This window comes from Nocardiopsis protaetiae (assembly GCF_045446735.1).
Classification (GTDB): Bacteria; Actinomycetota; Actinomycetes; order Streptosporangiales; family Streptosporangiaceae; genus Nocardiopsis; species Nocardiopsis protaetiae.
Genome location: NZ_JBJJBV010000480.1, coordinates 1 through 2,440, shown reverse-complemented (window position 1 = coordinate 2,440; position 2,440 = coordinate 1). Strand labels below are relative to the sequence as shown.

Below are 2,440 nucleotides of genomic sequence, written 5' to 3'. Positions count from 1 at the left end.
CCTCAGCCCGGGCCGGGACCCGGATCAGAACATCGAGATGTGCACGTGGTCGAAGTGGTTCTCGGTGATGCTGCCGCGGTCGGCCATCGCACGCCAGTCGGTGTCGCCGCGGCGGACGTCCCAGATCTGCTGGCGGTAGATCACGTACATGATCCCCAGCCGGTCGGCGTTCTCGCGGGCCCACTCGGCGATCGCCCAGCCGCGCTCGACCTGGTCCTGGGAGGGCATCTGCCCGTTGCCGTTGACCATGAAGTCGCAGGCCCGGCCCTTGGGGTGCTCGCCGACGACCCAGCCGCCCACGGCCCGGTAGCAGCCGATGCCGCCGACCTCGCGGCCCTCGCCGAACTCGTCCTCGATCAGTTCGCGCATCTGCTGGGTGCGCGGGGTGACGTTGTAGGGGCCGCCCATCGGCTGGTTGGGGTGGTCCGCGATCAGCTCCTGGACCTCCTCGCGCCGCGCCTCCAGCTCCTCCAGGTCGGCCTCGGCCTCCTCCAGGGTCCCCTGGGCCGCCTCCTGGGCCTTCTCGTCCCGCTCCAGCGCCTGCTCCAGCTCGGCGATCTTGTCCTGGTTGCTCGACGCCAGGAAGTCGATCACCACGGCGCGGTCGATGATCTGGTCGGGGTCGGCGTCGACGAAGAGCGACATGGACGGGTCGATGCCGTTGCCGGTGTAGGAGGCGTACGCCAGGGTGCGGACCTGCTCCTTGGAGGCCTGGGCCTCCTCGGCGGTCTTCTCGGCCCGCTCGGTGGCGCGCTCGGCCTCCTGGATCACACCCTCCATGTCGCGCAGTTCGCCGTTGTACTCCTCGCCCAGGGCCTCCGCGCGCTGGCGCAGGGAGTCCATGCTCTCCGGCTCCATGGGCAGGGCCAGGGCCGGGGCCTGGGGCAGGGCGACGAGCGCCGCGGTCAGGGAGAGCGCGAGGGCGATGACGCGCGTCCGGCCGGCGCGGCGGCGCCGGGGCAGGGCGGAGGCGGCGTCGGCCAGGGTCTCGCGCCAGGTCGCGGCCGGCGGGTCGGGCGCCCAGAAATCGGCGAACTCGTCCACGCGGCTCTGGTCATCGGGGTGCACGGTGTGGTCGCTCCTCGGGCCCGCGCGCACCCGGGCACGGGGCGGGGCGGGCTCTGCTTCTCGTCGATCTCCCGGCCGGGGCCGCTCCCCGAGCACGGGGAGGAGGGGCGACGGGTGCGTCGCCGGGGACCGGGAGCCCGTGTCATCGCGAGCGGCGATCGGCGCTGGGCGATGGTAACGGGACGGTCATGAGTGTAGGCACTCCCGGAGCCATACGGGAGGGATCGGATGATTTCCGAACCGACAAATGGTGTGATGTGGCACAGATAACCCGCCCTGCGGGTGTGATTTCGGTGATCCGACCCGCCGCCCCATGGTTGAGTGGTGGGCGTGAAGGCTTCTGGACGGATCCCGGCGAAACCCACCGCCACCTGGGCGGACACCCCCACGGGGTGTCGTGGTCGCTGTTGTCGCCCGTCCGCCTGACCCCCGCCTCCTCCGGCGCCCGGGCCGACCGGTATCGGCCGGGCGGTAATTTCCGAGGATTTGTGCGCCCCGACCGCCGCACCGCCCACCACGGCGCGTCGCCTCCACCCGGTCCGGGACCGCTCCGTACGCTCTGACGTGGGCGTCGATCCCACGTCGAGCTTCTCCGCTTTTCCTGCGCGCCCGTCGCCGACCTCGGGCGCCCTGACCAACGTCGATGGGAAGACCGTTGATTGACGCAGTGGGCCTGCACAAGGTCTACAGGTTGAAGAAACACCGGGTGACCGCCTTGAACGGGGTCGACCTGCACGTGGAGCCCGGCGAGATCTACGGGGTCGTGGGCCAGAGCGGCGCGGGCAAGAGCACCCTGCTCCGCTCCGTCAACCTCCTGGAGCGCCCCGACGCCGGGACGGTCACCGTCGCCGGGGAGGAGCTCACCTCCCTGCGCGGGGCGCGGCTGCGCACCGCCCGCCGCGGCATCGGCATGGTCCACCAGCACTTCGCGCTGCTCTCCTCGCGCACCGTCGCGGGCAACGTCGGCTTCCCCCTGGAGGTCGCCGGTGTCGGCCGCGCCGAGCGCCGCGAACGCGTGGGCGAACTGCTGGACCTGGTCGGCCTGGGCGACAAGGCCCGCGCCTACCCGTCCCAGCTCTCCGGCGGCCAGAAGCAGCGCGTGGGCATCGCCCGCGCCCTGGCCTCCCACCCCAAGGTGCTGCTGAGCGACGAGGCCACCTCGGCCCTGGACCCGGCCACCACCGACTCGATCCTGGCCCTGCTGCGCCGCCTGCGCGACGAGCTGGGGCTGACGATCCTGCTGATCACCCACGAGATGGACGTGATCAAGAAGATCTGCGACTCCGCCGCGATCATGGAGAACGGCGAGTTCCGCGAGGCGGGCCGGGTGCTCGACCTCATCGGCACCCCCGGGTCGCTGCTGGCCCGCTCC

The 2,440-nt window shown here is 71.9% G+C and carries 2 protein-coding genes; one reads left to right on the top strand and one right to left on the bottom strand.

Annotated features, from left to right (window positions below):
- Nucleotides 1-24: 24 nt before the first annotated feature.
- Nucleotides 25-1,068: a coiled-coil domain-containing protein gene (locus ACJOT3_RS34080; protein WP_406977252.1), complete on the bottom strand. Its 1,044-nt coding sequence runs from the start codon at nucleotides 1,066-1,068 to the stop codon at nucleotides 25-27.
- Between the two features lie 667 nt (nucleotides 1,069-1,735).
- Here ACJOT3_RS34080 and ACJOT3_RS34075 point away from each other — a divergent pair.
- The coding region (locus ACJOT3_RS34075) for a methionine ABC transporter ATP-binding protein (RefSeq protein WP_406977253.1) at nucleotides 1,736-2,440 on the top strand (705 nt) is incomplete at its 3' end.